We start from the raw sequence: 656 nt of genomic DNA, 5'->3' as shown, positions 1-656 counted from the left end.
CACCTCGAGACTATGTCCCTTTCCATTGACAACCAATGATACTTTCGTGGTTCCGGTCATGTCATTTCCTGATGATTGAGCTGGCTCAGAACTTGATACGGGCCTACACAAGCGCGATGCTTGCTGCGGACGAGATAAGCAAATCACGCCGGGACATGACAAGTTGATTGGTGCCTCGCATGTCTAGCTCCAGTCCATTGAAGTCGCTCGCGACGGTCGCGCTAGAGCACGTGGCCGTCAAATTTGTTCACAAGCGGCCTGCAATTCGACACAGTTCGGGCAATTTTTTTCCTACCAAGTCTGGTTATTGTACCAGTCGTCGATCTCGCGCCTGGCCTCGTCCTTTGCCTTGCCGTACCGCTCCTGGATTTTGCCTTCCAGCTGGTCACGCTTTCCGGCGATGACGTCAAGGTCATCGTCGGTCAACCGGCCCCACTGTTCCTTGATCTTGCCCTTCACCTGCATCCAATTGCCTTCCACGCGATTCCAGTCCATGACAGATCTCCTTGTTGGTTGGACTGAAACGCGCCAGCCAGTTGCGTGTTCCAAAGGCATGGCAGCAACGCCGTGCACAAGCCAGCGAAAGAAAATCCTTGGCCGATGGAACGCCTTCTTCTCCGGAGGATTAAAGAGAGTCATCACCAAGCCCTGGGAGA

Annotated in this window: 1 protein-coding gene; it reads right to left on the bottom strand. The window is 54.0% G+C overall.

Annotated elements, in window-relative coordinates:
• Window positions 1-291: 291 nt before the first annotated feature.
• Window positions 292-495, bottom strand: a complete 204-nt coding sequence (locus tag LB462_RS30965) for a CsbD family protein (protein ID WP_224515961.1) — start codon at window positions 493-495, stop codon at window positions 292-294.
• Between the last annotated feature and the right edge of the window lie 161 nt (window positions 496-656).

Origin of the sequence: Phyllobacterium chamaecytisi, from assembly GCF_020164455.1 — a bacterium.
GTDB lineage: Bacteria > Pseudomonadota > Alphaproteobacteria > Rhizobiales > Rhizobiaceae > Phyllobacterium > Phyllobacterium chamaecytisi.
The sequence above is the reverse complement of the archived record's forward strand: the minus strand, read 5'-3'. Positions and strand labels throughout refer to the sequence as shown.